This is a genomic window from Candidatus Pelagibacter sp. HIMB1636, from assembly GCF_052047675.1.
Taxonomy (GTDB): Bacteria; Pseudomonadota; Alphaproteobacteria; order Pelagibacterales; family Pelagibacteraceae; genus Pelagibacter.
This window is the reverse complement of the sequence record NZ_JBNAJP010000001.1, coordinates 840274-863868: the sequence shown is the minus strand read 5'-3', so window position 1 is coordinate 863868 and position 23595 is coordinate 840274. Positions and strand designations below refer to the sequence as shown.

The 23595-nt window shown below is 30.8% G+C and carries 23 protein-coding genes; 17 read left to right on the top strand and 6 right to left on the bottom strand.

The window, feature by feature from the left end:
* The first annotated feature begins 161 nt into the window (after nucleotides 1-161).
* The 5 genes from ACTTA6_RS04600 (at nucleotide 162) to ACTTA6_RS04580 (ending at nucleotide 4054) form a co-directional block, all read left to right on the top strand.
* Nucleotides 162-929 carry a bacteriorhodopsin-like gene (locus ACTTA6_RS04600; protein ID WP_440613895.1) on the top strand — a complete coding sequence of 256 codons (768 nt, stop codon included), beginning with the start codon at nucleotides 162-164 and terminating at the stop codon, nucleotides 927-929.
* A 102-nt stretch (nucleotides 930-1031) separates the two neighbouring features.
* On the top strand, nucleotides 1032-2033 hold the full coding sequence (locus ACTTA6_RS04595; RefSeq protein WP_440613896.1) for a fatty acid desaturase: 1002 nt from the start codon (nucleotides 1032-1034) through the stop codon (nucleotides 2031-2033).
* A 60-nt stretch (nucleotides 2034-2093) separates the two neighbouring features.
* Nucleotides 2094-2414: a 2Fe-2S iron-sulfur cluster-binding protein gene (locus ACTTA6_RS04590; protein ID WP_440613897.1), complete on the top strand. Its 321-nt coding sequence runs from the start codon at nucleotides 2094-2096 to the stop codon at nucleotides 2412-2414.
* Nucleotides 2415-3431, top strand: a complete 1017-nt coding sequence (locus ACTTA6_RS04585; protein WP_440613898.1) for an NAD(P)/FAD-dependent oxidoreductase — start codon at nucleotides 2415-2417, stop codon at nucleotides 3429-3431. It begins immediately after the preceding gene.
* On the top strand, nucleotides 3428-4054 hold the full coding sequence (locus ACTTA6_RS04580; protein WP_440613899.1) for a glutathione S-transferase family protein: 627 nt from the start codon (nucleotides 3428-3430) through the stop codon (nucleotides 4052-4054). The genes ACTTA6_RS04585 and ACTTA6_RS04580 overlap by 4 nt, the downstream gene beginning before the upstream one ends.
* Here ACTTA6_RS04580 and ACTTA6_RS04575 read toward each other — a convergent pair whose 3' ends face one another.
* Nucleotides 4055-4570 (bottom strand): TraR/DksA family transcriptional regulator, encoded by a 516-nt coding sequence (locus ACTTA6_RS04575; RefSeq protein ID WP_262589647.1) that lies wholly within the window; start codon nucleotides 4568-4570, stop codon nucleotides 4055-4057.
* Between the two features lie 79 nt (nucleotides 4571-4649).
* Between ACTTA6_RS04575 and ACTTA6_RS04570 the strand changes: the two genes are divergently transcribed.
* The 5 genes from ACTTA6_RS04570 (at nucleotide 4650) to ACTTA6_RS04550 (ending at nucleotide 10550) form a co-directional block, all read left to right on the top strand.
* The gene (locus ACTTA6_RS04570; RefSeq protein ID WP_440613900.1) at nucleotides 4650-5969 is read left to right on the top strand and encodes a glycosyltransferase family 39 protein; all 1320 of its coding nucleotides are present in this window, start codon (nucleotides 4650-4652) and stop codon (nucleotides 5967-5969) included.
* Between the two features lie 3 nt (nucleotides 5970-5972).
* On the top strand, nucleotides 5973-6842 hold the full coding sequence (locus ACTTA6_RS04565; RefSeq protein ID WP_440613901.1) for a glycosyltransferase: 870 nt from the start codon (nucleotides 5973-5975) through the stop codon (nucleotides 6840-6842).
* An 18-nt stretch (nucleotides 6843-6860) separates the two neighbouring features.
* Complete coding sequence (locus ACTTA6_RS04560; RefSeq protein WP_440613902.1) at nucleotides 6861-8300, top strand: DUF1800 family protein; 1440 nt, start codon at nucleotides 6861-6863, stop codon at nucleotides 8298-8300.
* Nucleotides 8297-9448 (top strand): DUF1501 domain-containing protein, encoded by a 1152-nt coding sequence (locus ACTTA6_RS04555; protein WP_440613903.1) that lies wholly within the window; start codon nucleotides 8297-8299, stop codon nucleotides 9446-9448. Before ACTTA6_RS04560 ends, ACTTA6_RS04555 begins: the two co-directional genes overlap by 4 nt.
* A gap of 67 nt (nucleotides 9449-9515) precedes the next feature.
* Nucleotides 9516-10550 carry a GMP reductase gene (locus ACTTA6_RS04550; protein WP_440613904.1) on the top strand — a complete coding sequence of 345 codons (1035 nt, stop codon included), beginning with the start codon at nucleotides 9516-9518 and terminating at the stop codon, nucleotides 10548-10550.
* Between the two features lie 15 nt (nucleotides 10551-10565).
* Here the strand turns inward: ACTTA6_RS04550 and ACTTA6_RS04545 are convergent, their stop codons facing one another.
* Both ACTTA6_RS04545 and ACTTA6_RS04540 read right to left on the bottom strand, forming a co-directional pair.
* Complete coding sequence (locus ACTTA6_RS04545) at nucleotides 10566-11843, bottom strand: Y-family DNA polymerase (protein ID WP_440613905.1); 1278 nt, start codon at nucleotides 11841-11843, stop codon at nucleotides 10566-10568.
* Nucleotides 11821-12216: a LexA family protein gene (locus tag ACTTA6_RS04540; RefSeq protein WP_075506508.1), complete on the bottom strand. Its 396-nt coding sequence runs from the start codon at nucleotides 12214-12216 to the stop codon at nucleotides 11821-11823. The genes ACTTA6_RS04545 and ACTTA6_RS04540 overlap by 23 nt, the downstream gene beginning before the upstream one ends.
* A gap of 188 nt (nucleotides 12217-12404) precedes the next feature.
* Between ACTTA6_RS04540 and ACTTA6_RS04535 the strand changes: the two genes are divergently transcribed.
* The 5 genes from ACTTA6_RS04535 (at nucleotide 12405) to recA (ending at nucleotide 16658) form a co-directional block, all read left to right on the top strand.
* A complete protein-coding gene (locus ACTTA6_RS04535) occupies nucleotides 12405-12788 on the top strand; it encodes a VOC family protein (RefSeq protein WP_440613906.1) in 384 nt (127 codons plus the stop codon).
* A gap of 13 nt (nucleotides 12789-12801) precedes the next feature.
* Entirely contained in the window at nucleotides 12802-13167 is a 366-nt protein-coding gene (locus tag ACTTA6_RS04530; protein WP_440613907.1) for a GFA family protein, read from the top strand.
* A 7-nt stretch (nucleotides 13168-13174) separates the two neighbouring features.
* Nucleotides 13175-14101: a uridine kinase gene (locus ACTTA6_RS04525; RefSeq protein WP_440613908.1), complete on the top strand. Its 927-nt coding sequence runs from the start codon at nucleotides 13175-13177 to the stop codon at nucleotides 14099-14101.
* Complete coding sequence (locus tag ACTTA6_RS04520; RefSeq protein ID WP_440613909.1) at nucleotides 14098-15396, top strand: TolC family protein; 1299 nt, start codon at nucleotides 14098-14100, stop codon at nucleotides 15394-15396. Before ACTTA6_RS04525 ends, ACTTA6_RS04520 begins: the two co-directional genes overlap by 4 nt.
* 107 nt (nucleotides 15397-15503) lie before the next feature.
* Nucleotides 15504-16658, top strand: a complete 1155-nt coding sequence (gene recA, locus ACTTA6_RS04515) for a recombinase RecA (protein WP_440613910.1) — start codon at nucleotides 15504-15506, stop codon at nucleotides 16656-16658.
* A gap of 54 nt (nucleotides 16659-16712) precedes the next feature.
* Here recA and ACTTA6_RS04510 read toward each other — a convergent pair whose 3' ends face one another.
* Together ACTTA6_RS04510 and ACTTA6_RS04505 are read right to left on the bottom strand one after the other, a co-directional pair.
* On the bottom strand, nucleotides 16713-18491 hold the full coding sequence (locus tag ACTTA6_RS04510; RefSeq protein ID WP_440680407.1) for a tetratricopeptide repeat protein: 1779 nt from the start codon (nucleotides 18489-18491) through the stop codon (nucleotides 16713-16715).
* Between the two features lie 29 nt (nucleotides 18492-18520).
* Entirely contained in the window at nucleotides 18521-18910 is a 390-nt protein-coding gene (locus ACTTA6_RS04505) for a tetratricopeptide repeat protein (RefSeq protein WP_440680385.1), read from the bottom strand.
* An 88-nt stretch (nucleotides 18911-18998) separates the two neighbouring features.
* Here ACTTA6_RS04505 and alaS point away from each other — a divergent pair, with 88 nt between their 5' ends.
* A complete protein-coding gene (alaS, locus tag ACTTA6_RS04500) occupies nucleotides 18999-21665 on the top strand; it encodes an alanine--tRNA ligase (RefSeq protein WP_440614686.1) in 2667 nt (888 codons plus the stop codon).
* On the opposite strand, the gene ACTTA6_RS04495 is transcribed toward alaS, so the two are convergent.
* Nucleotides 21657-22871 carry an NADP-dependent isocitrate dehydrogenase gene (locus tag ACTTA6_RS04495; RefSeq protein ID WP_440613918.1) on the bottom strand — a complete coding sequence of 405 codons (1215 nt, stop codon included), beginning with the start codon at nucleotides 22869-22871 and terminating at the stop codon, nucleotides 21657-21659. The two genes, alaS and ACTTA6_RS04495, sit on opposite strands and share 9 nt — an antisense overlap.
* Before the next feature lie 76 nt (nucleotides 22872-22947).
* On the opposite strand from ACTTA6_RS04495, the gene ACTTA6_RS04490 reads away from it, so the two are divergent.
* Nucleotides 22948-23595: a phosphatidylserine decarboxylase gene (locus tag ACTTA6_RS04490; RefSeq protein ID WP_440613919.1), complete on the top strand. Its 648-nt coding sequence runs from the start codon at nucleotides 22948-22950 to the stop codon at nucleotides 23593-23595.

Below are 23595 nucleotides of genomic sequence, written 5' to 3'. Positions count from 1 at the left end.
ATTTAATTTTAAAAATTCAATAAAATCAATGCAAATTAATGACAATTAAGTCTTCATAAAACTAATTTAATTTGCTATTTAACCCCAACTTTGGCTTAGGGTTACTTAAGTCTAGTTTATATAAACTAAATAAATAAAAACTAACGAAGAGGGAGTTTTTTATGAAAAAACTTAAATTGTTTGCTCTTACAGTTGTTGCTCTTATGGGAGTAACTGGTGTTGCAAACGCTGAAACAGCTATGCTGGCTCAAGACGATTTCGTAGGTATTTCGTTTTGGTTAGTATCTATGGCTTGTTTAGCTGCTACTGTATTCTTTTTCTTAGAAAGAAGTTCAGTTCCAGCTGGATGGAGAGTTTCAATGACAGTTGCTGGTCTAGTAACTGGTATTGCATTCGTACACTACATGTACATGAGAGATGTATGGATCGCTACTGGTGACTCACCAACTGTATACAGATACATTGACTGGTTAATTACAGTGCCATTATTGATGTTAGAATTCTATTTTGTTCTATCAGCAGTAAACAAATCAGACTCTGGAATTTTCTGGAGACTAATGATTGGTACATTAGTAATGCTAGTAGGTGGATACTTAGGAGAAGCTGGATACATCAACGCTACACTTGGTTTCATAATCGGTATGGCTGGTTGGGTATACATCTTATATGAAGTATTCTCTGGTGAAGCAGGTAAGAGAGCGGCGAAAAGTGGTAACAAAGCACTTGTAACTGCTTTTGGTGCAATGAGAATGATCGTTACTGTAGGTTGGGCGATTTACCCATTAGGTTACATTTTTGGTTACCTAACAGGTGGTGTAGATGCTAACTCACTAAACGTGATTTACAACGCAGCTGACTTCTTGAACAAGATCGCTTTCGGTCTGATCATTTGGGCAGCAGCTATGCAACAACCTGGTAGAGCTAAGTAGTAGTTTTACTTAAAATTTAAAAAGGGCAGGTACAATTTTGTACTTGCCCTTTTTTTTTGCCTTATGTAAAAATATGTATAGTTATTATACATATTTATAATTATGGATGTAAAATTAGAAAAATGGCACAAATGCCAGGTTGATATAGAGGTTCTTAAAGAGCTTTCAAAAAAATCTGATGTTAAAGGTCTTCAACATGTTTCAGTTTTTTTTGGATTGTTATTAATAACAGGAACTTTGGCATATATAACTTGGGGCACGTGGTGGTCTGCTTTTTGGTTTTTGGTTTATGGAAACATTTATGGTTTTTCAAATCCATTGTGGCATGAGACAGGTCACAAAACTGCGTTTAAATCAAAATCTTTAAATGAATTTTTTTACTATATCTCTTCTTATCTTTCTAATTTTGAACCATTAAGATGGAGATACACACACTTTGTTCATCACGGAAATACATATTCAACAGAAAATCCATTTGATCATGAAATTGAATATGGAAATAATTTAAAAGATACTCCAAAAAATTTATTAATGAATTTAATTCCATTTATGGAACTTGTTTATTTTAAAAAAAGTATAGCTTACGAAATTATTCAACATGCATTCGGTGTAAAAACAAAAGTAATGCAAGACTGCATTCCTGAAAACGCTCAATCAAAAGTTATTTTTAATTCTAGAGTTTTTGTTGCAATTTGGATTGCTATTATATTGTGGTCTTTAATTGCATCATCTTGGTTACCAGTTTTATTTTTTTTATTACCAAAATTTTATGGAAGAACTTTACACAAACTAGTTTCTTTTACTCAACATGCTGGATTAGCAAGAAATATTAAAGATCACAGATACACTACAAGAGAAATGTATCTAAATCCTATTTTAAGCTTTTTATATTGGAAAATGGAATATCATGTAACACATCACATGTTTCCAACAGTTCCATCTTATAACTTAGATAAACTTCATCATCATATTAAAGATCAATTACCAAGAACAAATGATGGTTTAATTGATGCCTACAAAGAAATTTTACCAGCTATAATGAAGCAAACAGAGGATACTAGCTATTTTTTCAAAAAGGAAGTGCCAGAACCTCAAAATGCATAAATCTTGTTAAGTATGTTTTTACTTACTTGCTCAATTTAGATAAGAACTTATATATAACGCATGGCAAAAATTACTTACCACACTCACGATAGCAAAACTAACACCATTGATGTTCAAAATGGATTAACAGTAATGGAAGGGGCAGTTCAAAACGATATTCCTGGAATTGATGCTGATTGTGGAGGCGGAATGGCATGTGCTACTTGTCATGTATATGTAAAAGAAGACTGGTTAGATAAACTTCCAATTAAAGAAGACGGTGAAGAAGATATGTTGGATATGGCATATGAACCAAAACAAAATAGTAGATTAAGTTGTCAATTGATTGTTTCAGATGAATTAGATGGATTAGAAGTTACTATTCCAGAAAAGCAAGCTTAGATGAATAAAACAGATGTGTTAATTATTGGAGCAGGACCAACTGGTTTGTTCTGTGCTCATCAACTTGGAATTATAGGACTTCAATGTGAAATAGTTGATAATCTTGATAAAGCAGGTGGACAGTGTATCGAACTTTATCCTGACAAACCTATTTATGATATTCCGGCCGTCCCAGAATGTACTGGTGAAGAATTAACAAATAATCTCCTCCAACAAATAAAACCTTTTAATGTAAAATTTCATTTAAACGAAAGAGTTGAGGAATTAAAAAAAGTTGAAAATCGTTGGCATGTCAAAACAAGTGGAAACAAAGAGTTTGATGTAGCTGCAATTATTATTGCTGGTGGGGTTGGATCTTTTGAGCCTAGAAAATTTCCAGTTAAAGAATGTGAAAAATTTGAAGGGTCCTCATTATTTTATTCAATTAAAGATAAAACAATTTTTAAAGACAAAACTATCTCAATATTTGGTGGAGGAGACTCAGCTTTAGATTGGGCAATTGAATTATCAAATACTTCTAAAGTAAATTTAATTCATAGACGTGATGGATTTAGTGGAGCTGAATCTAGTGTTCAAAAAGTAAAAGAATTAAACGATCAGGGAAAATTAAATTTATACACTAAGTATCAAATGGACTCTGTTAACGGAGACAATCAAATTAATTCAGTGAAAATAAAACATGATGAAGGAGAAATTAAAGAATTACAATCTGATTATGTTCTTGGTTTTTTTGGTTTAATTATGCAACTTGGTCCCATTTTAAATTGGGGATTAAAAATCAATAAAAAAACAGTTGAAGTAAATACTGAAAACTTTGAGACTAATGTTGATGGTATATTTGCAATTGGCGATATTTGTTCTTATCCAGGCAAATTAAAATTAATTCTTTCAGGTTTCCACGAAGGAGCTCTTGCTGCTCGAGGTTGTTTTAAGTATGCAAGACCAGACGAAAAATTAAGATTTGAATTCACAACCACATCAAAGGCTGCTCAAGAGAGACTTGGTGTAAAAAAATGATAGAATTATTTTCTGCCAACACTCCAAATGGCTGGAAGATTGGTATTATGCTAGAAGAAATTGGTTATGAATACAAAGTAACCAAGATTGACATAGGAAACGACGAACAATTTAATCCAGATTTTTTAAAGATAAGTCCATTTGGCAAAATTCCTGTAATTACTGATCATGAAAATAGTAAAAGTATTTTCGAGTCTGGTGCAATATTGATGTACCTGGGTGAAAAAAGTGGAAAGTTTTATAACGAAAAAGATCGATTAGTGATTAATCAATGGTTGATGGCTCAAATGGGAACTATTGGTCCAATGATTGGTCAGCATCACCAGTTTCATCATTATAATCCTGGAAAAAGTGAATTTGGTGAACAAAGATATTTTAAAATTGCTAAAAGAATTTATGGAGAATTAGATACAAGATTAAAAGATTCTAAGTTTTTAGCTGGAGATGATTATACCATTGCTGATATTGCAACTTGGCCCTGGTTAGCAAGACATGAATGGCATGATATTGGATTAAAAAATTATCAAAATTTATCTAGATGGTATCAAAAAATTTCTGAACGTGAGGCTGTTATAAAAGGATATGCCTTTATGGATAAAGAGGCAAAAATTCCAAAACCTTAATTAATCATCCACATGAACTTTTTCTTCTTTTTCATGCTTTTCTTGTGCAGCGATAGTGTATTTAGCAACAGGTCTTGCCATTAATCTTTTTAAACCAATTGGTTCAGCTGTATCTAAACAATACCCATAAGTATCGTCCATAATTCTTCTTAAAGCTTTATCGATTTCAGAAATTAACTTAATTTGTCTGTTAATTGCTTTCATCTCTACATTTTTATCAATGTATGAACTTGCTTGATCTACTAGATCTGCTGAAATATTGTTGTCATCCATACTTCCATTGTATAGCGCTTCATTGTTTGATTTAATTAATTCTTTCTTCCATTCATTTAATCTCATTCTAAAAAATACTTTATGTTTTTCGCACATATATTTTTCAGTTTCTTTTGGAACGTAAGTTTTTGAAATTTTTATAGGAACTTTTTTAGCCGGCGAAGCCACAGTTTTCTTTGGCTTACTTGCAACTTTTGCTTTTGGTTTAGAAACTTTTTTCTTTGCTTTAGCAGTCTTTGGCATAGCGTAATTTTGAATGGTCGGAGTATATTCAGCAAAATAGGGGTGTCAAGCAAGCTTAATTGTTATAAATATTTACTTAATGACCATTAATAACAAAAATATAGATAATCTTTTTTATATTTTTGTTACTTCTCATCTAATTTTCTGGACCTTGATTCCAACTCTTACAAATCACAATTTACCCTTAGATACAATTGAGGCTCTAGCTTGGGGAAGTAATTTAGATTGGGGTTTTAATAAGCATCCTCCTATGAGTGCTTTTTTTTCAGAAGTTTTTTTTCAAATTTTTGGTTCACAGGATTGGTCATATTACTTGCTAAGCCAAATTTTTGTAATTATTTCATTTTATTATGTATTCAAACTTTCAAATAAAATACTTAAGAATAAATTTCTTGGTTTAATCTCAGTTTTACTAGTTGAAACAATTTATTTTTATAATTTTACCACACCTGAGTTTAACGTAAATGTATGCCAATTACCTTTTTGGTCATTAACAGCATATTATTCTTGGAAAATTTATAGTGGTAAAAATATTAAATTTTGGGATTGCTTTTTAATAGGTTTGTTTGGTGCATTAGGGTTTTTATCAAAATATTTGTTCATTTACTTATTAGTATCTATTTCACTTTTATTTATTTATTTAATTTTAAAAAAAGAAAGAAAGTTTGATTTTAAATATTTGATTACAATAGAAGTCTTTATAATTGCTTTAGTTCCTCACTTAATTTGGCTTAATAATAATGAATTCATTACAATTACTTATGGACTTGCAAGAACAGGTTTAGAGCAATCAAGTTTCATTGATCACATAAAATATCCATTAATATTTTTAGGAAAACAAATTGGTATATTAGTTCCATTTATAATTTTGACTTTGTTATTGATCAAAAAACTTAAATATAAAATTAATTTCAAAGATAAAAATTTATTATTTTTGTTGGCAATCAATATTTTACCGATTGTTCTGATGTTTTTAACATCTTTGATAACAGGATCAAAAATTAGAACAATGTGGATGACACCATTTTATTTATCCTTTGGAACATTAATTGTTTATTTATTTCAATCTCAAATAAATTTGAAAAAATTAAAACCTTTTATGATTGGGTTTTTATTTTTTTTCTTTTTATCACCTGTTTTGTACGCTTATGTTTCAATCTCAAAAGACGACAAGAGAACAGACTATCCAGGTAAAGAAATTGCGATGAAAACTCAATATGCTTGGGATCAACAATTTAGCTCTAAGATAAATGTTGTTCTTGGAGATGAATGGAACGCAGGCAATTTATCTTATCATTTAAAATCCAGACCAGTTTGGGAAGGTTTAGTTCAAAGAGAGAAACTTGATCAATTGAAAGATTATATGTGTCTTGATAGTATCTGTGTTGGATCAAGATAATCTATGAAATATGTAATTTTAGTACCTGTTTACAATGACCGCGAGTCTTTGAAGCTATTAATTGAAAATATTAATCATGAGATAAAAGATTTAAATTCTGAAATATCTTTAGTGGTGATTAATGATGCTTCGTCACAACAAATCATTGATGAATACCCAAATGTTGAAAACATTCATTCAATTGAAATTATCAATATGAAAGAAAATAGAGGTCATGCAAGATGCATTGCTTCAGGTTTAAAATATATCTATGACAAAAAGGAATTTGATTATGTCATTCCAATGGATGGAGATGGCGAGGATAGACCAGAAGAAATTAAAAACTTTGTCGAATTATCAAAGGAAGCTGGAGACAGATCTATAGTTGGTGAAAGGGTTAGAAGATCAGAAAGTATATTCTTTAAATTATGCTATCAATTTCACAAATTTTTAACTTTAGCATTTACAGGGAAATCCATTAAATTTGGTAATTTTACATGTCTTTCAAAAGCAACTGTAAAAAAAATGTTAGATGAAAAATCTACTTGGAATAGTTTTTCTGGATCACTGAAAAAAATTGAAAAAGATTTAATTTCTTCTCCATCAATTAGAGGCAAAAGATATTTTGGTCCATCTCAAATGAGTTTTTTTAATTTATTAAAACACTCTCTTTCAATAATAAGTGTGTTTAGAAAAACAGTTTTAATTCGTTCAGCTTTATTTATTGTTTTTTATATTTTGTTAATCAAAAGTAATGCGTCAATTGTAACTTCATTACCTTTAGTTTTATTATTAATAATGATTTATTCAATTTCTAGTTTAGCTTTAAGAGAAAATATTGAAGAATTTAATAATTCCTTAACAAACATCCACGATATTGATAAAATAAAATAATTGTAATATTGTAACATTATGAAAAACTTTTTTCGAAAAGTTGCATTTGGAATAGGTCCAAATGAGGAAGTTCCTTCTGATCCATTAAGTTGGGCTCTAAATCAATTAGATGAAATTCCGGAATTTTCATGGACAGGAAAAATTCTTACAGAAAAAGAATTGAGAGGTCATTATAGAGACTGGGTTTACGGTGATAGAGAAGTTTTAAGAAAAAAATACAAAGATAATAAAAATCTTTACAAGGCTCATAAAAAAAAATTAAGACATGATACGGGTCAATATTTTTGGGAGTCCTTAGAAATTGCTATCAGACACAATGAAGCGATAAATAGTAAAAATCCTGTCTTAGCTAAACTTTGGATGTTTTGGGGAAACTTTTTTGCAATCAGTGAAAAAGATTTTTTAGCTAATTACTCAACAGGTGCATATCAAAGAGAAACAATTTGGCCGAATTTAAATCAGTCCTTTGAAAAAATGGTTTATGACGTAACAACATCTTGGGCAATGATACATCATCTAGATAACAGTGAAAATGCAGGTCCAAAAAGTGTTACTGCTAGTCAAGATTGGAGACGAAAAAAGAAAAGGCCAGCAACAATTAATGAAAATCATGCAAGAGAGTTATTGGAACTTCACACAGTGTCTCCAAAAGCAGGCTATTCTCAAGAAGATGTAATTCAGTTAGCTTATATAATGACAGGATGGCAGCAACGTTGGAGTAAGAAAAAATTAGAAACAGGTAATGTTTGGTTTAATTCTGAATATCATCAACCTGGTAAAAAAAATGTCTTAGGAGTAGAATATAAAAAAGGAAGAAAAACATTAGCAGTTGTAATTAAAGATTTAGTTAATCATCCAAATTGTAGAGATTTTGTTGCTGAAAGGCTTTGCAGATTCTTAATTACTGATGAACCAACTAAAGAGATGAAGCAACCAATTATTGATGCATTTAAAAAATCAGATGGTCATATACCTGAAATTCATAAGGCAGCTATAAAGGTTGCTTTTAAATACAATGATAAATATAAAAAATTTCAGACCCCTGAAAATTGGTTTATTCAGGTGGCAAAAACTGCAGATTTAAATTGGCCACCTAAACCAGAATTAATGGATACATATGAATTGGGAGATATAGCAGTTAAAACAATGAGATTGCCTGAAAGAGTTTTAAGAAATATTGGAAATCATCCATACAGAGCTAAACAGCCTAACGGATGGTCTGAACATTCAGATGATTGGATGTCTCCAGAATTATTAATTAGAAGATTGGTTTTTGCAGATAGAAGCCATGATTTTCTAAAATCTGGGAATGATAACAAAGATTTTTATGAAAAAATTATAAATAATAATTTTGATAATCCTGGAAAGATATCAGACTATGTCTTTAAAAATATGTTAAGAAGATCAAGTGAAAGAAATGTATTGTTGTTTAATCATCCGGAGTTTTTAAAAGCATGAAGATAAATAGAAGAAATTTTTTAAAAACTACTGCGTTAACATCCTTATATTTTGCAGGTTTTGGTGTTCCAACATTAGCTAATAATAAAATTAAAAAAAATTTAGTAGTAATAATGTTAAGAGGCGGAATGGACGGATTGTGCGCTATTCCAATTAAAAATGATAAAAAATTTGAAAAACTAAGAAGTAAAATCAATCTTGATAGAACTTTGGAACTAACAAGTGATTTTGATTTACATCCCTCATTAACAACTTTCAAATCATTGTGGGATCAAGATCTAGGTGCAGCAGTTCATGCAACAAATATTCCATATACTGGTAGATCACATTTTGATGGTCAAAACTTAATGGAGTCTGGTGGAAAAATTCCTTACCAAGAAAAAACAGGTTGGCTTGGCAGGGGAATGAAAATAGCAGGTCTTACAGGTGAAGGTTTAGCTTTAGCATTACCCATGCCATTATTAATTAGAGGCGTACCTATGAATAATAATTATTATCCAGTAGGAGATAGACTTCCATCTAAAATGACATTGGGATTAATTGAACAAGCATTCAAAGATCATGATGAGAGATTATTGGGAGAAAATTTAAAAATTGTAATGAATAGAGATCTTAAAAATTTGGGAAGTAGAGAAAATTGGTCTCTCGCATCAAATGCTGGGGAGCAATTATCCAAAACTAATGGCCCTCGAGTAGCTGTATTTGAAGTTGATGGATTTGATACGCATGCTGCTCAAGGAGGAACTAACGGAGCTCACGCAGATTGTCTTAATGACTACGACAGAATTGTAAAAGGATTAAAACAATCAATGTCAAAGGAAGCATTTGATAACACTCTAATAGTTACGCTTACTGAATTTGGGAGAACCATTAAACAAAATGGAAGTAATGGTACAGAGCATGGATATGGCTCAGCAATTTTAATGGCTGGGGGACTATTAAAAAAAGCTCAAGTTCATACAGACTGGCCAGGCTTAAAGAAAAAAGAATTATTTGAAGGAAGAGATTTAAATTCAACAATTGATGCAAGATCTGTATATGCATCCGCAATGTCTACAGTGTTTGATGTTGAATTTGACAGAATTCAAAAAGATGTATTCTGGGGTGATAAGTTAGACAACTTATCTGATAAGCTTTTTAAAGCTTAAATAAATACTTATCCACAGGCTACAATTTGAATTGAAATATAATTTTATAAATTATAGCCTCTAACTAATGAGAATTGAAGAAGAGCTTAAGCTAGATTACTCTGATGTATTATTCAGACCTAAGAGAAGCACATTAAAAAGTCGAAAAGACGTAAATCTTCTTAGAACTTACAGATTTAAATACAGTAAAAACGAGTGGTCAGGTATTCCTATTATGGCAGCTAATATGGATGGTGTTGGTGAATTAAGTATTGCTGAAAAATTAAATGATCATCAAATGATCACATGTTTAACAAAACAACATGATGTAAAAAAAATAAAACAAAATAAAAATATTAAAAAAATCTATCCAAACATTGCACTTAGTGTTGGTATTAAAAAAGAGGATTTTCAAAACTTAGATAAGGTTTTGAAAGAATTTAGTTTTTTCAAATTTATTTGTATTGATGTAGCAAATGGTTACTCAGAGCATTTTACAAATTTTATCAAATCAGTAAGAGAAAAATATCCAACAAAAACTATTATTGCAGGAAATGTTGTAACTGCAGATATGACACAAGAACTAGTTTTAAGTGGTGCTGACATAGTAAAAGTTGGAATAGGACCAGGAAGTGTCTGTACTACTAGAATTCAAACAGGAGTAGGGTATCCACAATTAAGTGCAGTAATTGAATGTGCTGATGCAGCTCACGGTCTTGGTGCCCATGTCATCGCTGATGGAGGATGCACATGTCCTGGTGATGTTGCAAAAGGATTTGGTGGTGGTGCAGATTTTGTAATGTTAGGTGGGATGTTAGCAGGTCATGATGAAGGGAAAGGTAAAATAGTAAAAGTAAATGGATCAAAATATATCGAATTTTATGGATCAAGTTCAGAAGTTGCTAACAAAAAACATTACGGTGGATTAGCAGATTACAGAAGTAGTGAGGGAAGAAAAGTTAGAGTTAAATATAGAGGGAAAATAAACGATACAGTTTTAAATATTCTTGGTGGTGTCAGAAGTAGCTGTACTTATGTAGGGGCCCCATCTCTCAAACAATTGAGTAAATGTACTACTTTTGTAAGAGTATCTAATCAATTTAACGATACTTTTGTAAAATAAACTAATAATTTTTTTTTAAGCTCTAATCGTTGGTAAACAATAAAAATCAGCTGTATCAATTTTAGAAGAATACTGCCTTCGCATATTCCATTTTTTATGAACTCCAGCGCTTGCAACACTTAAAGTAGATCTTCCATATCGATGATTAGTATTGTCAATTGATCTCATTAAGCTGTTTATTTTTTCATCCTTTTCAGATGTAAATAAATTTGTTTTGTCATTTGCATTGGATAAACCTGTTAGCATCACACCTGCTTTTTGATAACGATAACCATTTTTAAATATGCTCTCAAGGATTGAAACTGCTGTTTTAACTGTTTCAATACTATTGTTTGTTGCAATAGGAAAATCAACCGTCTTTGCATTTGAATAATAACCAAAGTTTCTATGAAAGGGACTTGTTCTTACAAATACCGTAATTGCTTTTGCAACTAAAGATTCTGATCTAATTTTTTCAGATGCATTTAAACAATAGTTTGCAACTGCTTCTTTTAATTCTTGAAACGTTTCAATTCTTTTTCCAAATGATCTTGAAACCACACAACTCTTTCTTTTGGTTGTAGTTGTTTCTAAATCAATACAAGGAATTCCTCTAAGCTCCATTGCTGTTCTTGAACTTAAAACATTGGAACTTTTCTTAATCCATGTATTAGATTTATTCTTAAGTTGTTTGGCATTATAAATTCCATGCTTTTGATAAAATTTAGTAAGTTGTCTACCAACACCCCAAACATCATTAATTTCAACTTTTTCTAAAATAGGATCTAAATTATCTATTCCAATTAAACTTGTAACCCCTGATTGTTTTTTCTTTGCAATATGGTTTGCAACTTTACTTAATGTTTTTGTTTTTGCGATCCCAATACTTGTTGGAATACCAGTCCATTGTAAAATAGTTTCTCTAATTTCTTTTCCAACTTTTTCTACATCTTGATCTTTAAAGTTTGATAAGTCTAAAAATGCTTCATCAATTGAATAAACTTCTATTTCAGAATTAAATCTTTTAAGAGTTCGCATCACTCTTCTAGATAAATCTCCATATAAAGAATAGTTTGATGAAAAAACATTTACATTATTTTTAACAATAATATCTTTTGCTTTAAAATAAGGTTCACCCATTTTAATTCCTAAAGCTTTTGCTTCATTCGATCTTGAAATGATACAGCCATCATTATTAGATAAAACGACAACTGGTTTTTTTCTTATTTTAGGATTGAATAATCTTTCACAAGAAACATAAAAAGAATTACAATCAACGAGTGCTATTTTCTTAGTATACTGAGTGGATGACATAAGTAACTACTCCCCAAATAAAAACATCTTGTTCTTCATTGATTAAAATTCTGTCAGAAAACTCTTTAGATCCAGAAGTTAAAAATTTTTTATCTCTTTCTTGAACTAAAGTTTTAACTACAAGCTCATCATGAACGTTCGCAATCACAGTTGAAAAGTTTTTTGGTTTTAAACTTTTATCAACGACCAATAAATCTCCATCATTAATACCAACATCAACCATGGATTTACCTTGAACCCTGATGATGAAAGTTGCTGGAACATTTCTTATTAAATGCATGTTTAGATCGATATCTTCTTCGATATAATCTGTTGCAGGAGAAGGAAAACCAGCGCCTGCTTTATGTAAATAATAAGGGATTGTTAGTTTCATGTTCTTGTTTTGTTCTACTTTATAGACTATTTATGGAATACACTCAATAGGTTGTATTTTGAGTCTGTAACTGAATCAAAAGTGAATCAAAACGTGAACATCCAATCCACATATTGTGGACTTGTGGATAACTTAAACCATAGATAGTTTAAGTTGGTTATTTAAATATATAAATTCTGAGTTTAGTTATGAATATTTTAGATTTTGTCATGGTTGGTTCTAATGATCATCAAAAATCAGGTGACTTTTATGATGCTGTTTTTAAACCTTTAAAATTAAAAAGAATTTTAAAAACAGAAAAGTATTTGGGTTATGCTCATTCAAGTGATCCAGATAAAGTTCAATTTTACGTAACTCATCCTGTAAATGGTGAGCCTGCAACTTTTGGAAATGGTTCACAAACTACTTTATTGGCCGACACTAAAGAAGCAGTGGATAAATTTTATGAAGTTGCAATATCAAAAGGAGCGACAGATGAAGGTGGACCAGGTGTTAGAAAAGATGGAAATTATTATGCATACGTTCGTGATTTAGATGGAAATAAGATTGCAGCAAAAAGTATTTTAACTTAAATTAAGGAGATATATGAAACTAAGTTGTCATTGTGGATCTGTAGAAGCTGAAATTAATTCTACAGTTAACGAATTAGCAAAAATTGTTAGATGCAATTGTTCAATTTGCAAAAGAAAAAATGCAACAATGGGTATGGTTAAAAATGAGGATTTTAAACTTACCAAAGGTGAAGATAAAATAAAACTTTATCAATATCATACAAAAGTTGCTAAGCATTATTTCTGTACTGAATGTGGAATTTACACTCATCACAATCCAAGAAGTGCACCATCGATGACTGGATTTAATTTAGGTTGTGTCGATGAAGTTAAAGTTGAAGATATAAAAGAGATAGCTCAATTTGATGGTTTAAACCATCCAATGGATCAAGAAAAATAAAAGTTCAATGCAATCTACTGCTGAGTGTTTTAAAAAAGTTAAAAGTGATTGTCTAAAATTTATTAAATCACAAGAAACCTCAAAAGAAAAATTTAGTAACAAAGATAAGATGCTTAAATCTTTTCTGATACCAGTGTGTTTTTGGATTGCAAAAAAAACTAATAATAAAAAACCTTACTTTGTTGGTTTGGCTGGAGGACAAGGAACTGGTAAGACAACAATAAGCTCAATCATAAAAATTATATTAGAAAAATATTTCAAACTAAAAGTATTCAAAATTTCTATTGATGATTTTTATAAAACTAGAAAAGAAAGATCTATTTTATCCAATAAAGTACATCCTATGTTGATGACAAGAGGAGTGCCAGGAACACATGATGTAAAATTTATGTTAGATTTTTTTAAAAAATCAAAAAGTAAAAACTTTAAATCAATAAGGTTACCTAGTTTTAATAAGGCAGTTGATGACCGATCTCCTCAAAAAAATTGGTATAATATTAAAGAGAAGCCAGATGTAATAATTTTTGAAGGTTGGTGTGTTGGCGCAAGAGCTGAAATTAATAAAACACTTAAAAAACCAATTAATTCACTTGAAAGAACTAAAGACCAAAAACTTATTTGGAGAAAATATGTAAACGAGCAACTAAAGACAAAATATAAAAAACTATATTCTCAATTAAATTGCCTGATTTATCTAAAAGCTAAAAATTTCAGTTTGCTTCAGAAATGGAGACTAAAACAAGAGCACAAGTTGTGGTTAAATACTATAAATAAATCTAGTCATAAAATAATGAGTAAAGGAGACGTAATTAATTTTATGCAAACTTACCAAAGAATTACGCAGAACATGTTTAAATTTGCTCCGAAATATTCTACAATAATTTTAAATTTAAATAGTAACCATCAAATTAAGACAATAAAATATAATAAATGAAAAAAATTTTATTAATCATCTTTTGTACAATTATTTTTCCATTGAGTGCATTTTCAGCAACTCTAAAAGAAGCGCTAAAACAAACTTTTGACAATAATCTTGAACTTCAAGCAGAAAGAAAAAATTTAGAAATTCAACAAGAAGTAATTAACATGTCTAGAAGTGATTTGTTACCCAGCTTAACTCTTTCTAGTACAAAAAATTTTGAGGATACCAATAAACTTACAAATCAAAGTGGAGGAGATGCTGCTATCACTGACACTGATACGATGACTTCTTCAATTAAACTTGAACAAACATTGCTTGATGGTAGTGGAAGAAAAACAGAATATGAAAAAAGTAAGTTAGGATTAAATTTAACAGAAGCAAAATTAATTAAAAAAGAACAAGAAATTTTTTTAAGAGCTATTGAAGCTTATACAGGTTTAATTTTAGCTTATGAAAAATTAAATATTAATGAAGAAAACGTAAACTTACTTCAAAGACAATTTGAATTAGATAATGCAAGATTAAGTAGGGGGCAAATTACAGCATCTGATTTGGCACAATCTCAATCTTCTCTTGCAGGCGCACAAGCAAGATATATTGAAGCTCAAAATAATATAGTAACTAGTAGATTAAATTACGAAAATGTAATTGGAACTATTGCAGAAGAAGCAAAATTAAAAAAAATATATAATGCTCAAGAGACAATCCCTAAAAATCTAAGTGAAGCTAAAAAAATATCTTTGGAGAAAAGCCCAGAGTTAATTATTGCTGAAATAGAATACGGACAATCTGAGCTAGATGTAAAAATTGCAAGATCTGATCTTTCACCAACAGCAAAAATTTCTTTAGAAAGAACTTATACCGATGACTTAAGTGCAACTTATGATGAAAGAGAAAAGGATGTTTTACAAGCAACTGTTTCATGGCCTTTCCAATTTGGTGGAAAAAATAAATCTAATGTAAGCAAAAATCTTCAAGCTAAAGGTATGAAAAGATTATTATTAGAGAATGCTCAGAAAAATAATACACAATCAGTGACTTCTTCTTGGTCAACTTTGCAATCTTCAAGAAGTTTTTTACAAGCTGTGCAATCACAAGTTAAAGCTTCAGAAGTTGCAACTGAAGGAATTAGCTTTGAATATGAAAGTGGATCTGGAAGATCTACTTTTGATGTTCTTCAATCTAGATCAAACTTAATAAACGCAAAAATTAATCTTGCTGAAGCTGAAAGAAGCTACTTGTTAGCTCAATACAGAGTTTTAAAATCAGTAGGACTTTTAAATAGCGACTATTTAAATCTTAAGTAATTCAATCTTTTTTTATCCATTAAAACAAAGATCTTGCCAATGAGAACAAAATGTGTACATTTAAATCATGATTCGACTGTTAAAAAACGTAAAAAAAGAGGCAAAAAATGACGAAAAGTAACCTAAAAGTAGTTAAATCTACTAAAGATCAAGAAATGGATATTAAAGAAAAGAACAAAGCATTAGATGCAGCAATAGCTCAAATTACAGATAATTTTGGAAAAGGCTCTGTAATGAAGCTTGGCCAAAAGAGAGCTATGGATATTGAGTCTGTTTCAACAGGTTCTTTAAGTCTTGATTTAGCTTTAGGTATAGGCGGATTACCAAAAGGAAGAATTATTGAAGTTTATGGACCAGAGTCGTCTGGAAAAACAACGTTAGCATTACAAGTTGTTGCTGAAGCTCAAAAAGCTGGTGGAATTTGTGCATTCGTTGATGCAGAGCACGCTTTAGATCCAGTTTATGCAAAAAAATTAGGTGTAAATACTGAAGAACTTTTAATTTCACAGCCAGATGCTGGTGAGCAAGCATTAGAAATCGCTGATACGCTAGTAAAATCAGGCTCTATTTCAGTTATTGTAATCGACTCTGTTGCAGCTTTAACACCAAAAGCTGAGATCGAAGGTGAGATGGGTGATCATCATGTTGGTCTTCAATCAAGGTTAATGAGTCAGGCGTTAAGAAAATTAACAAGTTCAATTTCAAACACAAATACAATGATGATTTTTATTAACCAAATCAGAATGAAAATTGGAGTTATGTTTGGAAGTCCAGAAACTACATCAGGTGGTAATGCACTTAAGTTTTATTCATCTGTTAGAATGGATATTAGAAGAATTGGTGCCATCAAAGATAAAGATGAAATTATTGGTAACTCAACAAGAGTGAAGGTAGTTAAAAATAAAGTAGCTCCACCATTTAAAGTAGTTGAATTTGATTTAATGTACGGAAGAGGAATTAGCAAGATGGGTGAATTAGTCGATCTTGGTTCCAAAGCAGATATTATTGAAAAATCAGGAGCATGGTATGCTTATAAAGGAGAGAAGATTGGTCAAGGTAGAGAGAATGCTAAGACTTATCTAGCTCAAAATCCTAAAGTTGCTGCAGAAATTGAAATGGCAATTAGGGAAAAAGCTGGTGTTATTTCTAAAAAAATAGAAGGAAACCCAATAGATCCTGAAAAATTGGAAAAAGAAAAGAAAGTAGCTGAAAAAGAAGAAGAAGCAAAAGCTGAAGCTACTCCTCCATCTAAAAAGAATTAATAGGTCATCTTTATTAATAAAAGGCGCTTAATTTAAGCGCCTTTTTTCCCTAACTTATATCTTTTGACACCAAAATTGGTACATCACAGCAAAAGTTCGAGGATTACTTTGCTCAAATTGATTCCACTGTTCCAGATCGTAGATATTTGCATCTTCTCCATGAAACTTTCTAAAATTTGAGATAGTGTCTTTATTTATAAATCCACAGAACTTTAGTTCTAATTCTTCTAGACATTTTTTAATCTCTGGGATTGTAAAACGATGTTCTTGTACATGAAATATTAAGTCTCTTAATGTGCTGAGACTATAAAAATCACTAGACTTAGTTAATTGTTTGTGATCCTTATCATTCGAGTAAGCTAATTTTTGTCTATATTGTCTAATTTCAGACTCAGATGTACCCACTTTTTTTAATGCTATTTCTTTTCGAATCTTCACAATTTCTTGTCTAGCTAATTCGCTATATAAACCTATCCTCATCAAGCCACCAGGCTTAAGTAGATTTGTAAGAACTTTCCACCCAGCCATTGGCTCTTCCATATGATGAAGAACACCTACACTATCAATGATATCAAATTTTTTCTCAAGCTTATGTAGCTTCAATATATCAGCTTGCAAATATTCTAGGTTAGTTATTCCAAGCTCATTTGTCTTCCTTTTAGCATATGCTATACTTGCTAGACTTAGATCTGCTGCAGTGACTTTGCAGTCAGAAAAGCTAGATGCTGTTCCTATCGAAGTTTGTCCAGTACCACAACCAGCAATAAGTATAACTGGGGAAGATACTTTTTTTATATTTTCTGCTTGCAGATGAAGATTTAATTCTGCACAAACTTCAGATATTGATTTTGTTTTTAAAGGTATTCCTGTTTTAACCCATCTAGGATAAGGGTTTTGTTCGTACTGTGCTCTTACTTTTCGAGATATATCATCTGATATTTCTTCTAAAATAGGAATTTCTTTAACTATTTCTCTTTCGGCATAAGGTTCTTCAATCAATCTCAACTTAACTTCTTCTATATTATCAAGACAGTTTAACTTTTTGCACCATTTGTATTGATGTAATGGTCGATAAGATGCTAGACACAATATTTTTTTGATTTCTGGTTGATTTCTTTGCTCAATAGTTTGCATAATTTCAGTTTCTAATCCTTCAATCAGCTTAGTCTCTTTATCTTTTTCAATGTAGACATATTCATTGGTAAAACAGTGAAGAGAAAGAGTAGATAAAAAATATATAAATTCAGGAGTTTCCTCGATATTATCTAGATTTGAAAGAAGCAAATTTCGCATTTCTACAAACAAACTTTCGAATTGAAGATCTGGAAGAGGACATACACGCATTAAATGATGAAGAAGCTTAAGTTTATCTAGACTGTTAATCATTAAATTTGCCTTTTCGATATTTGAAGGAAAATTTTTCTTAATTAGTAAATTCTTGATCAGCGGATCATGCTTTAATAGACCACAAATACTTCCAGCTAAATCCTCAGGGCGTGCAAAATTTCCCTTATTTAACAATTCTATTAATATTGGGTAAAGCTTAACATTTGATGAATTAAATTTAATATTTTTAATAGCTATACCAAGATTTGCATATGCATCACTAAAATGTGGATTTAAATTTATTGCTTGAATTAAAGCTGAACACGACTCACTCAATCTTCCCATATCTTTAAGCAGGGTACCTAAGTTACTGTAGGCGTTTGCGAAATCAGGTTTTAATTCAATTGCTTTTTTATAGCTTACCTCAGCCTCTCTTAGCCTACCTTGTTCTTGTAATGTATTACCCAAGTTACTGTAAGCTTCAGCATAGTTTGGCTTTAATGATATAGCTTGTTTAAAGCTTTCTTCAGATTCTTTTAATTTATTTGTTCTCGTAGTATATTACCCAAGTTACTGTAAGCTTCAGCATAGTTTGGCTTTAATGATATAGCTTGTTTAAAGCTTTCTTCAGATTCTTTTAATTTATTTTGTTCATGCAATAGGATACCCAAATTTTTGTGAGCCTCAGGATCCTTTGGATTTAGCTTCACAGATTTTTGACTGACAATTACTGCATCATTTATCTTTCCATTTTGTTTAAGTACTGCAGCAAGCACTTTCCAGGCAAAAGGATGCTTGGGAAATTCTTTAGTAATAGACAATGATAGTTTTTCAACATCATCATATCTTCCAGCTTGATAGAGCTCTACAAGATTAATCAACTGCTGCTTAGTTGGTTCTGAAAAATTATTGTCTATTTTTTTCATTGATAAGAACTTACTAAACCTACTATCAGGTGTCTAGGTAATGGATAAGCTAACTAGACATAGTAAAAAAAAAATGTATTTTAAAAATATGGCTCAAAAAACTCTAAATCAAATACGAGAGACTTTCTTAAAATATTTTGAAAAGAATGATCATAAAATTGTTGAGTCTAGCAATTTAGTTCCCAACAATGATCCTACTTTAATGTTTGCCAACTCTGGAATGGTCCAGTTTAAGAATGTTTTCACAGGGTTAGAAAAAAGAGATTATGTAAGAGCAACCACATCTCAAAAATGTGTAAGGGCAGGTGGAAAGCATAACGACTTAGAAAATGTTGGTTACACACCTCGTCACCATACATTCTTTGAAATGTTGGGAAACTTTTCTTTTGGAGATTATTTTAAAGAGCAAGCAATTGATTATGCATGGAATTTAATCACTAAAGATTTTGGAATAGATAAAAATAGACTTTATGTAACCGTGTTTCATGAAGATGATGAAGCCTTCAATTTTTGGAAGAAAATAGCAGGTTTTAGCGATGATAGAATTATTAGAATAGCAACTTCAGATAATTTTTGGTCAATGGGCGAAACAGGGCCATGCGGACCTTGTTCAGAAATCTTTTTTGATCATGGTGATCATTTACATGGAGGATTACCTGGCACTAAAGATGAAGACGGAGATAGATTTATTGAAATTTGGAACCTAGTCTTTATGCAATTTGAACAAGTTACAAAAGATAAAAGAATAAATCTTCCAAAACCATCTGTAGATACTGGAATGGGTTTAGAGAGGATTGCTGCATTATTACAGGGCACTCATGATAATTATGAAACAGATCATTTTAAAAAAATAATTAATTCTGCATCAGATATAATTAAAATTAAATCAGATAAATCAAATCTATCAAGTTTTAGAGTTATTGCTGATCATCTAAGAGCTAGCTCATTTTTAATTGCCGAAGGAGTATTGCCATCTAATGAAGGAAGAGGATATGTGCTCAGAAGAATTATGAGAAGAGGGATGAGACACTCTCATTTATTAGGATCTAAGGATCCAGTTTTTTCAAAATTGTTTGATACTCTATTAAATGAAATGTCAGGGAATTATTCTGAACTTAAAAGAGCAGAGTCTTTAATTAAAGAAACTTTGAAGATGGAAGAGGAAAAATTTTTAGTTCTCTTAGATAGAGGAATTAAAATTTTAAATGATGAAATTTCTAAAATAGATAAAGTTTTACCAGGTGACATTGCTTTTAAACTTTATGAAACTTATGGATTTCCAATTGATCTCACAGAAGATATTTTAAAATCAAAATCTTTAGAGTTTGATAAAGAAAGATTTGGTGAGCTGATGAGAGAAAGTATTGAGCTTGCAAGAAAAAATTGGAAAGGATCTGGAGATAGTGTAGTTGAGCAAGTTTGGTATGGAGTTAAAGAAAAGCATGGAGCAACAGAATTTTTAGGATATGAAAATGATCAAGCACAAGGAGTTATAAAATCACTTCTTAAAAATCACAAAGAGGTCGACACTTTAAATGCTGGAGACGAAGGTATCATTGTTGTTAACCAAACACCATTTTACGCTGAATCTGGAGGTCAAGTAGGAGATACAGGTTTGATCTCTAAGGATGAATTTGAATTTGAAGTAACAGATGTTCAAAAAAAATTGGGAGATCTATTTGTTCATTATGGAAGAGTGAAAAAAGGCTCAATAAAATTAGAGCAAGATGTTGAAATGAAAATCAATATTGAAAAAAGAAATGACACAAGGGCATATCATTCAGCAACTCATTTGTTGCACGAGTCTTTAAGACGAGTTTTAGGTCCACATGTTACTCAAAAAGGTTCTCTTGTTGAGCCAGAAAGATTAAGATTTGATTTTAGTCATATGAAACCAATTTCAGAGGAAGAGATGGTTAAAATTGAAAGTCATGTAAATGATATGATTTCTAAACAATCAGATGTAACTACAAGAATAATGACGCCTAAAGAAGCTGTTGATAATGGAGCTTTAGCACTATTCGGTGAAAAATATGGAGATGAAGTAAGGGTATTATCAATGGGAGATGAAGGAGAAAAATACTTTTCAACTGAATTATGTGGTGGAACTCATGTAAAAAACACTGGTGATATAGGTAAATTTAAAATTATCAGCCAATCTTCAATTGCTGCAGGTGTTAGAAGAGTAGAGGCTTTAAGAGATAAGCAGCTGGAAGATTACCTTAAAAACAAAGAAAAAATGTTAAATTTATCATCTGAAAAAGATGATGAACAAATCAATGAATTGAGTAAGCAAATCTCAGATCTTGGCGGAAAACCTAATTTAGATGAAAGTGATAAAAAAGCTTTAATCAAAAATTTAAACAAACAGTTAGAAACATTATCTGTTAATTCAATATTACAAGATCAATCCAAAAATAAAGTTAATGACTTAGATGTTAATGGGGTGAAAGTAAGAATTCAAAATGTTGATGATCTTCCGCCTAAAGAATTAAGAAAACTTGTAGACAAAGGTAAAAAAGAATTAGGTGAAGGTATTGTAATAGTTTTTGCAAGCAAAGATGACAAGGTTGGTATAGCTGTAGGTGTCACAGAAAAACTAACTGAAAAATTTGATGCAGTACAATTTGTAAAAGCAGGTTCAGAAGTAATCGGAGGCAAAGGAGGTGGTGGAAGAAAAGACTTCGCTCAAGCAGGTGGTCAAGACCAATCCAAAATCAATGATGCTTTTGAAAAAATAAAATCTTTAATTTAATTTCTTTTTAAGATTACCATCAATTTCATCTAAAAACTGATTAGTAGTTAAAAATTTACTATTTGGTCCAACAAGAATTGCTAAATCTTTTGTCATCGAACCATTTTCAACACACTCAATACATACAGCTTCTAATGTCTGAGCAAATTTAATTAATTCTTGGTTGTTATCTAATTTTCCTCTGTGCGACAATCCTCTTGTCCATGCAAATATAGATGCAATAGGATTTGTAGAAGTTTCTTTTCCCTGTTGGTGCATTCTATAATGTCTTGTAACAGTTCCGTGAGCTGCTTCAGCTTCCATCACTTTTCCATCAGGAGTTAACAGAGTACTTGTCATTAAACCTAATGATCCATAACCTTGAGCCATAGTATCTGATTGAACATCTCCATCATAATTTTTGCAAGCCCAGATATATTTTCCACTCCATTTCATTGCACATGCAACCATGTCATCAATTAATCTGTGTTCGTAAGTTAATTTATGTTTTTCAAATTCTTCTTTGTATTCATTGTCAAAAACTTCTTGGAAAATATCTTTAAATCTTCCGTCGTATTTTTTTAAAATTGTATTTTTTGTAGACATGTACACAGGCCATTTTTTAATTAATCCATAGCTAAAGCATGATCTTGCAAAGTCTTGAATAGATTTATCCAAATTATACATTGATAGCGCCACACCAGGACCAGTGAAATTAAATACCTCATATTTTATTTCTTCTTTTCCATCTTCAGAAGTCCATTTAACTTCCATTTTACCTTTACCAGGTACTTTAAAATCAGTTGCTCTATATTGATCACCAAAAGCGTGCCTTCCAATGATCACAGGATCTGTCCACGAAGGAACTAATTTTGGAATATTTTTACAAATAATTGGTTCTCTGAAAACTGTTCCTCCAATAATGTTTCTTATTGTTCCATTAGGAGATCTCCACATTTTTTTTAAATCAAATTCCTCTACTCTTGCCTCATCTGGAGTAATGGTTGCGCATTTAATTCCAACACCAATTTTTTTGATTGCGTTTGCTGAGTCAATTGTGATCTGGTCATCAGTATTGTCTCTACTTTTCATTCCCAAATCGTAATATTCAATACCTAGATCGATATAAGGAAGGATTAATTTATTTTTAATAAACTCCCAGATAATTCGAGTCATTTCATCGCCATCTAACTCCACAACTGGGTTATTTACCTTGATTTTGCTCATTAAATTAAATTTATCTTATTAATTGAATTTGATTGGTTTATATACATATTAATCGAAAATTAGCAAATAGAAGAATATGTTTACCAAGATATTTCCAAAGATACACACAGAGGGTTACAAGTTTATTGTAATCGCAGGCTTCATCACAATCATCTTATTATTAGTAAATGGATTTTTGGGATTAATTGGATTGCTTTTAACTATATGGGTTTATTATTTCTTCAGAGACCCTGAAAGAGCAATCATAGGAGATGATAATTATCTAGTAAGTCCAGCAGATGGTGAGGTAATTAAAGTTGAAGAGGTAGATGGGCCAAAAGAATTAAATTTAGAAAATAAAAAATTTAAAAAAATTAGTATCTTCATGAACGTATTTGATTGTCATGTAAATAGAACTCCTTGTTCGGGGAAAGTTGAAGATATTTTATACAAGCCAGGAAAATTTTTAAATGCTTCATTAGATAAAGCGAGTGAGGACAATGAAAGAAACTATTATAAATTAAAAGATAATCATGGAAATGATATCGTAATAGTTCAAATTGCAGGCTTAGTTGCAAGAAGAATTGTTTGTGAGACAAATAAAGATCAAACACTTAATCAGGGTGACCGAATTGGAATGATAAGATTTGGAAGTAGAGCAGATGTTTACTACGAAAATTATGAACCATTAGTAAAAATTGGTCAAACAGCTATTTCAGGAGAAACTCTATTGGCCAAAAGATAG

Coding starts and splice junctions, on each gene's coding strand:
- ACTTA6_RS04600 (WP_440613895.1), top strand. CDS start 162: ATGAAAAAACTTAAATTGTTTGCTCTTACAGTTGTTGCTCTTATGGGA.
- ACTTA6_RS04595 (WP_440613896.1), top strand. CDS start 1,032: ATGGATGTAAAATTAGAAAAATGGCACAAATGCCAGGTTGATATAGAG.
- ACTTA6_RS04590 (WP_440613897.1), top strand. CDS start 2,094: ATGGCAAAAATTACTTACCACACTCACGATAGCAAAACTAACACCATT.
- ACTTA6_RS04585 (WP_440613898.1), top strand. CDS start 2,415: ATGAATAAAACAGATGTGTTAATTATTGGAGCAGGACCAACTGGTTTG.
- ACTTA6_RS04580 (WP_440613899.1), top strand. CDS start 3,428: ATGATAGAATTATTTTCTGCCAACACTCCAAATGGCTGGAAGATTGGT.
- ACTTA6_RS04575 (WP_262589647.1), bottom strand. CDS start 4,570: ATGCCAAAGACTGCTAAAGCAAAGAAAAAAGTTTCTAAACCAAAAGCA.
- ACTTA6_RS04570 (WP_440613900.1), top strand. CDS start 4,650: ATGACCATTAATAACAAAAATATAGATAATCTTTTTTATATTTTTGTT.
- ACTTA6_RS04565 (WP_440613901.1), top strand. CDS start 5,973: ATGAAATATGTAATTTTAGTACCTGTTTACAATGACCGCGAGTCTTTG.
- ACTTA6_RS04560 (WP_440613902.1), top strand. CDS start 6,861: ATGAAAAACTTTTTTCGAAAAGTTGCATTTGGAATAGGTCCAAATGAG.
- ACTTA6_RS04555 (WP_440613903.1), top strand. CDS start 8,297: ATGAAGATAAATAGAAGAAATTTTTTAAAAACTACTGCGTTAACATCC.
- ACTTA6_RS04550 (WP_440613904.1), top strand. CDS start 9,516: ATGAGAATTGAAGAAGAGCTTAAGCTAGATTACTCTGATGTATTATTC.
- ACTTA6_RS04545 (WP_440613905.1), bottom strand. CDS start 11,843: ATGTCATCCACTCAGTATACTAAGAAAATAGCACTCGTTGATTGTAAT.
- ACTTA6_RS04540 (WP_075506508.1), bottom strand. CDS start 12,216: ATGAAACTAACAATCCCTTATTATTTACATAAAGCAGGCGCTGGTTTT.
- ACTTA6_RS04535 (WP_440613906.1), top strand. CDS start 12,405: ATGAATATTTTAGATTTTGTCATGGTTGGTTCTAATGATCATCAAAAA.
- ACTTA6_RS04530 (WP_440613907.1), top strand. CDS start 12,802: ATGAAACTAAGTTGTCATTGTGGATCTGTAGAAGCTGAAATTAATTCT.
- ACTTA6_RS04525 (WP_440613908.1), top strand. CDS start 13,175: ATGCAATCTACTGCTGAGTGTTTTAAAAAAGTTAAAAGTGATTGTCTA.
- ACTTA6_RS04520 (WP_440613909.1), top strand. CDS start 14,098: ATGAAAAAAATTTTATTAATCATCTTTTGTACAATTATTTTTCCATTG.
- recA (WP_440613910.1), top strand. CDS start 15,504: ATGACGAAAAGTAACCTAAAAGTAGTTAAATCTACTAAAGATCAAGAA.
- ACTTA6_RS04505 (WP_440680385.1), bottom strand. CDS start 18,910: ATGAAAAAAATAGACAATAATTTTTCAGAACCAACTAAGCAGCAGTTG.
- alaS (WP_440614686.1), top strand. CDS start 18,999: ATGGCTCAAAAAACTCTAAATCAAATACGAGAGACTTTCTTAAAATAT.
- ACTTA6_RS04495 (WP_440613918.1), bottom strand. CDS start 22,871: ATGAGCAAAATCAAGGTAAATAACCCAGTTGTGGAGTTAGATGGCGAT.
- ACTTA6_RS04490 (WP_440613919.1), top strand. CDS start 22,948: ATGTTTACCAAGATATTTCCAAAGATACACACAGAGGGTTACAAGTTT.